Genomic DNA, 6778 nt, shown 5'->3' on the forward strand with positions numbered 1-6778 from the left:
GCGTCGGCGCGCTTTGCGAGCGAGTCGTGCAGGGCCATGGCTTGTGGGTGCATCCAACCCACTGTAAGCTCGCGAACCAATACACCACCAGTACAGTTGCCCGGTTCAGATGCCGATCTGTATCGGTCCGCCGGGCAGTACACGAAAGCTCCCATGCTGACCCGATCCTCCTCCCTGTCGCTCACCGAGCAGCTGTCGGGCCGCTTCGCCCAGCGCATCCGCGATCGGCTGCTGGCGCCCGGCGCGCGCCTGCCGTCGGTGCGGCTGTGCGCGCAGCAGCAGGGCGTGAGCCCGGCCACGGTGGTGGCCGCGTATGACCAGTTGCTGGCCCAGGGGCTGGTGGAAGCGCGCAAGAACCGCGGCTTCTTCGTGCGCGAGCTGGCCCTGCGCGAGCCGGCCACGCGGCCGTCCGCCGCGCGTCGCGCCGAAACGTCCGCTGCCACAGCGGCCGAGCCGGCGCCCTCGCCGGTCGACGCCACCACGCTGATCCGCGGCATGTTCCATGGACTGGGCGGCAAGCCGCAGCCGGGCATGGGCGCTTTCCCGCCGCAATGGATGGAATCGACCTTCATGCCCGCGGCCGTGCGCAAGGTGACCGGCACCCGGGCCCTGCAGGCGTTCTCGCTGCAATACGGCGAACCGATGGGCGACGGCGCGCTGCGCCTGGCGCTGTCGCGCAAGCTGGCCGCCATGAACGTGCACGCCGGCCCGGACAGCATCATCACCACGATAGGGGCGACCCACGCGCTGGACATCGTCAGCCGCGCCCTGCTGCGCCCCGGCGATCCGGTGATGGTCGAGGAGCCGGGCTGGGCGGTGGAATTCGCGCGCCTGACGGCCATGGGCATGCGGCTGCTGCCGGTGCCGCGGCGCGTCGACGGGCCGGACCTGGCGGTGATGGCACGCTACTGCGAGGTGCACCGGCCCAAGCTGTACGTGAGCGTCAGCGTGCTGCACAACCCGACCGGCTACTGCCTGTCGCCCGGCAGCGCGCACCGCCTGCTGCAACTGGCCAACCAGCACGACTTCCACGTGGTCGAGGACGACACCTACAGCCACATCGCGCCGGAGCACGCCACCCGGCTGTGCGCGCTCGACGGCCTGCAGCGCACCATCCATGTCGGCGGCTTCGCCAAGATCCTGGCGCCGAACTGGCGCATCGGCTTCCTCGCCGCGAACCCGGCACTGGTCGAGCGGCTGCTGGACACCAAGCTGTTGTCGACGCTGACCACGCCGGCGCTGCTGGAGCGGGCGCTGGCGCTGTGCATCGAGCAGGGGCAGTTGCGGCGGCACTCCGAGCGCATCCGCAGCCGGCTGGATGCGGCGCGCAGCCGCAGCGTGAAGCTGGCCCTGAACGCCGGCTGCCGCTTCGCGGCCGAGCCGGCCGGCCTGTTCGGCTGGGTGGACACCGGCGTGGACACCGACGCGCTGGCCCAGCGCATGCTGGACGAAGGCTACCTGCTGGCGCCCGGCGCGCTGTTCCATGCCGAGCGCAAGCCGAGCACGCTGATGCGGATCAACTTCGCCACCACCCAGGACGCGGCGTTCTGGAAGAAATACGCCGAGCTGGTGCGCCGGATGTAGCGCGCCGTCAGAGCATCTCGTCGGGCGCGATCGGCGCGAGCAGGTCGACCAGCAGGCGCAGCCGCAGCGAGGCGTCGGGTTCGTGGGTGGCGTCGCCGAACGGGGCGCCGGGCGGCGCGCGCCAGAGCAGCTCGTCACCGGCCAGCTCGACCCGGTAGGCGCCATGGGCGAAGGTGCGCTCGATCAGCCGGGCCCCGGCGTCGGCGAGCTTGCGGCTGCGGATCAGCAAGGCGACTTCGCTGTTCTGCTTCTGCGAGCGCAGGTCCAGGTTCATGGAGCCGATCACCGACAGTCGCCGGTCGATGATCACGGCCTTGGAGTGCAGGCTGGCGCGGGGCGCGGCGCCCTTGGACCCTCCGGCCTGGCTGCCCAGCCCGAAGCCGGAGCGGCTGGCGCCGGCACTGCCTTGCGCGGCGTCGACAGGCGAGTCGGCGCGCATCTCGTGCAGTTCGACGCCCAGCGCGAGCAGCTCGCGCCGGTAGCGTCGATAGCCGGCGTGGGCGGCCGGCGCGTCGTTCGACGCGAGCGAGTTGGTCAGCACGCGAACCGCCACGCCGCGCGCGCGGGCCTGCGCGAACACCGCCATCATCTGGGGCCCGGGTACGAAGTAGGGCGAGATGATCAGCAGCTCGGTGCGGGCCTGCTGCATCAGCTGCAACAGCCCGTCCACCACGGTCTCGCCGGCGTCGGCTTCGTCGTCGCCGGGCGCGATCTTGCCGGGCTCGTCCACCAGCAGGGCGGCGGGAGCCCAGACCAGCGGCACCTGCTGCAGGTCCATGGGCGGGCGCCGCGTCGAGGGCGGCGGGGGCGTGTTGCGTTCGTTGGGGAGCACCTTGTCGCTGCTGCCCGGGGCGGCCCTGGATGAGGCAGGGGCGACGACAGTGGCGCCAGTGGAAGTCGAGGCGGGTTGGAGGCCGGGACTGGAGGCAGCAGGGCCGGCAGGCGGTTCCTTGCGATCGTCCTTGCGCAGCCGGTCCAGGTCCTCTTGCTCCAGCAAGGCCTGCACCGGATAGGCCAGCTCGTCGTTCCAGAATCGGTCGAAGCTGGCGGCCATCCGCTGCACCACGGCACCAGCCGCCAGCACGTCGAGATCCACGAAGGCGCCGTCGGGGTCGCCGCCGAAGTAGGCGTCGCCGAGGTTGCGTCCGCCGGTGATGCCCCAGGCGCTGTCGGCGATGAACAGCTTGTTGTGCATGCGCTTCTGGATGCGATCCACATCCGGCAGCGAGCCGAGGATGCGGGTCAGCAGCGAACGGCGCGAGCCAGTCAGCGGATTGAAGAGGCGGAGCTCGATGCCGGGCACGAAGGCCAGGCGCAGCACCTGGGCGTCCGGCCCGACGGAGTTGAAGTCGTCGAGCAGGATGCGCACCCGCACGCCGCGCGCGGCGGCGCTGCGGATGCGCTCCAGCAGCACCGCGGTGCTGGCATCGGCGTGGATGGCGTAGTACTGCAGGTCCAGGCTGCGCTCGGCGCGCTCGACCAGCGCCAACCGGCTGCTGAACGCCGAGTCCACGCTGTCCAGCAACAGGAAGCCGGAGGCGGCGCGCGTGCCCGCCTGTGCGCGCCGCGCGGCCACCAGTCGGCCCAGGCTGGTCTGTTCCGGGGCGGCGAATGCGCGCGACGCAGTGCGCTCGACCTGGCTCGGCAGGCCGGCACAGCCGGTGGTCCATCCCAGCAGCAGCAGGCAGGTGGCGAGCCGCCAAAGCCAGCCCTCGGGTGCCGGCCGCGACAAGCCTCGGAAGTGGGGCAATGGCATGCCCGGACACTGTAGGTGGGCCGCGTGCCCTGCGCGGCTGCCGAAAGGTCAGCCGTGGCCGCCAGATGGCGACAGCCGCGCCCTACAGGCTGCCGAGCGTTTCCCAGCGCTCCAGCGCCGCCATCAGTTCGTCTTCGATTTCGCTGCTGCGCACGGCCAGCCGGGCGGCGCGCTCGGCATCGCGTGCATAGAGGCTGCCGTCGGCGAGTTCGCTGGCGATCGCGGCCTGTTCCTGCTCGAGGGCGTCGATCTGCCCCGGCAGCGCCTCCAGTTCGCGCTGCTCCTTGTAGCTGAGCTTGCGGCGCGGGGCTGGCGTCGCTTGTGGTTTGGCCGGGGCCGGAGCGGCGGCGGGTGCGGCTGCCGGCGAGAGACTGGGTGCGGGCGCCAGCGAACGGCTGCGCTGCGATTGCTGCAGCCAGTCCTGCACGCCGCCTTCGTATTCGCGCCAGCGGCCATCGCCCTCCCAAGCCACGATGCTGGTCACCACGTTGTCCAGGAACGCCCGGTCGTGGCTGACGAGGAACACCGTCCCCTCGTAGTCTTGCAGCAGGTCTTCCAGCAACTCGAGCGTGTCGATGTCCAGGTCGTTGGTCGGCTCGTCCAGCACCAGCACGTTGGCCGGACGCGCGAACAGCCGTGCCAGCAGCAGGCGGTTGCGCTCGCCACCCGAAAGCGAACGCACGGGGGATGTCGCGCGCGCCGGCGAGAACAGGAAATCGCCCAGGTAGCTCTTGACGTGCTTGCGCTGTCGGCCGATCTCGATCCACTCGCTGCCGGGGCTGATGAAGTCCTCCAGCGTTGCGTCGAGGTCCAGCGCCTCGCGCATCTGGTCGAAATAGGCCACCTGCAGGTTGGCTCCTTGGCGCACCTTGCCGCTGTCCGGTGCCAGCTCGCCGAGGATGAGCTTCAGCAGGGTGGTCTTGCCGGCGCCGTTCGGCCCCACCAGGCCGACCTTGTCGCCCCGCAGCAGGGTGGCGGAGAAGTCGCGGACCACCGACTTGCCGTCGAAGGCCTTGCCCACGCCCTCTAGCTCGGCCACCAGCTTGCCGGTGGGCGCCCCGGCCGCCACTTCCATGCGCACGCGCCCGAGCGCTTCGCGCCGGGCGCTGCGCTGCTCGCGCAGCCTCTGCAGGCGGTTGATGCGGCCCTGGGCACGCGTGCGCCGGGCTTCCACGCCCTTGCGGATCCAGACCTCTTCCTGGGCCAGCAGCTTGTCGGCCTTGGCGTTGACCACCGCCTCCTGTGCCAGCTGTTCTTCCTTCAAGGCCTGGTAGCGGCTGAAATTGCCGGGATAGGAGCGCAGCTGTCCCCGGTCCAGCTCGACGATGCGGGTCGAGGTGCGGTCGAGGAAGGCGCGGTCGTGGGTGATGGTGACCACGCTGCCCTTGAAGTCCAGCAGCAGGCCCTCGAGCCACTCGATGGCATCCAGGTCCAAGTGGTTCGTGGGCTCGTCCAGTAACAGGACGTCGGGGCGCGTGACCAGCGCCTGCGCGAGAGCCGTCCGCTTGCGCACGCCACCGGAAAGCGTGGTGATGCGGGCTGCAGGGTCGAGATGCAGGCGATGCAAGGTCTCGTTGACGCGCTGCTCCCAGTTCCAGCCGTCTTCGGCCTCGATGCGGGCCTGAAGCGCATCGAGGTCGCCCATGCCGTGGCTGTACTGGTCGATGAGGTCGAGGACGGGGCGCAGGCCGCTGCGAACCACTTCGAAAACCGTGGCCGAGCCGTCGAGCACGGGCTCCTGTGCCACATAGGAGATCCGGATTCCTTGCTGCAACTGAAGGGTGCCGTCATCCGGCCGCTCGAGCCCGGCCAGGATCTTCAGAAGAGACGACTTGCCCGCGCCGTTGCGACCGATGAGGCCCACGCGCTCACCCGCCTCGAGGGCGAATTGGGCATGGTCCAGCAGGGGAACGTGGCCATAGGCCAACTGGGCTTCGAGCAGGGTGATTAGGGCCATGGAACGGTCGATTATGGGTAGCCGGCTCCACCGGAGGCGGAGCGCCGCAAGCTACAGGCAGCAGCTCTAGTGCTGTGCAGAGAAGGCCCCGTCGAGAACGGGTGCCGCGCCATCGGCATGGCCCACGTAAGAAAGTGCATCCGTGTTGTCGGGCTCGTTCGCGGAGTGCTATAGTCGCGGGCTCCGCAGACGAGACGCCACCGCAAGGTGAGGTCACCGAAGCGGGGAAGAAAAAAGAGTCGATGAGTTGGCCGGAGCGAAAAATCCGGTATAGAATTCAAGGCTCTGCTGAAGACGAAGCGCCGAGGCGGCCTAGCGGCAACCGAAGCAAAGCGGAATCAGCAAAAACCCTCGGGTTTGACAGGTTTTTAAAAAGTCTGCCATAATCGAGGGCTTCGCCGAAAGCGATTTGCAAAAGCTTCGACAACGAAGCGAAGGCAAAAGAAAACGGCAAACAGCTTGACAGAGCTTAGAAAAAACTGTCATAATTCAAGGCTTCGCTGATCGCAGCGAACGCAGGCAAGACAGGCGATGAGCCGGTGGCGCCAAGAAGGTTCGTTAACAACATACAGCCGATAAGCGTGGGCGTTTGATGGCGATTGCCAAGTTCTTCGGAACAACAAACGCTCACTGAAGAGAAGTGAAGTTCACTTCGATTCCTTTTGAGCGGCCCCGCAAGGGGCAACAAATCAAGATCGAACTGTAGAGTTTGATCCTGGCTCAGATTGAACGCTGGCGGAATGCTTTACACATGCAAGTCGAACGGCAGCACGGGGGCAACCCTGGTGGCGAGTGGCGAACGGGTGAGTAATACATCGGAACGTGCCCAGTCGTGGGGGATAACTACGCGAAAGCGTAGCTAATACCGCATACGATCTCTGGATGAAAGCGGGGGACCGCAAGGCCTCGCGCGATTGGAGCGGCCGATGGCAGATTAGGTAGTTGGTGGGGTAAAGGCTCACCAAGCCTGCGATCTGTAGCTGGTCTGAGAGGACGACCAGCCACACTGGGACTGAGACACGGCCCAGACTCCTACGGGAGGCAGCAGTGGGGAATTTTGGACAATGGGCGAAAGCCTGATCCAGCCATTCCGCGTGCAGGATGAAGGCCCTCGGGTTGTAAACTGCTTTTGTACGGAACGAAACACGCCGGGCTAATACCTCGGCGTAATGACGGTACCGTAAGAATAAGCACCGGCTAACTACGTGCCAGCAGCCGCGGTAATACGTAGGGTGCAAGCGTTAATCGGAATTACTGGGCGTAAAGCGTGCGCAGGCGGTGATGTAAGACAGATGTGAAATCCCCGGGCTCAACCTGGGAACTGCATTTGTGACTGCATCGCTGGAGTGCGGCAGAGGGGGATGGAATTCCGCGTGTAGCAGTGAAATGCGTAGATATGCGGAGGAACACCGATGGCGAAGGCAATCCCCTGGGCCTGCACTGACGCTCATGCACGAAAGCGTGGGGAGCAAACAGGATTA

General features: G+C 67.3%; 3 protein-coding genes and 1 rRNA gene. 2 read left to right on the top strand and 2 right to left on the bottom strand.

What is annotated here, in order from left to right; genetic code table 11:
• The first annotated feature begins 153 nt into the window (after positions 1–153).
• Complete coding sequence (locus tag VEC03_RS04315) at positions 154–1584, top strand: PLP-dependent aminotransferase family protein (RefSeq protein ID WP_324912939.1); 1431 nt, start codon at positions 154–156, stop codon at positions 1582–1584.
• Between the two features lie 7 nt (positions 1585–1591).
• Here VEC03_RS04315 and VEC03_RS04320 read toward each other — a convergent pair whose 3' ends face one another.
• Together VEC03_RS04320 and VEC03_RS04325 are read right to left on the bottom strand one after the other, a co-directional pair.
• Complete coding sequence (locus tag VEC03_RS04320; RefSeq protein WP_324912940.1) at positions 1592–3340, bottom strand: phospholipase D family protein; 1749 nt, start codon at positions 3338–3340, stop codon at positions 1592–1594.
• A gap of 82 nt (positions 3341–3422) precedes the next feature.
• Entirely contained in the window at positions 3423–5297 is a 1875-nt protein-coding gene (locus VEC03_RS04325; protein WP_324912942.1) for an ATP-binding cassette domain-containing protein, read from the bottom strand.
• Between the two features lie 697 nt (positions 5298–5994).
• Between VEC03_RS04325 and VEC03_RS04330 the strand changes: the two genes are divergently transcribed.
• A 16S ribosomal RNA gene (locus VEC03_RS04330) occupies positions 5995–6778 on the top strand; the annotation flags it as partial.

Origin of the sequence: Ramlibacter sp. (genome assembly GCF_035627355.1) — a bacterium.
Taxonomy (GTDB): domain Bacteria; phylum Pseudomonadota; class Gammaproteobacteria; order Burkholderiales; family Burkholderiaceae_C; genus Ramlibacter.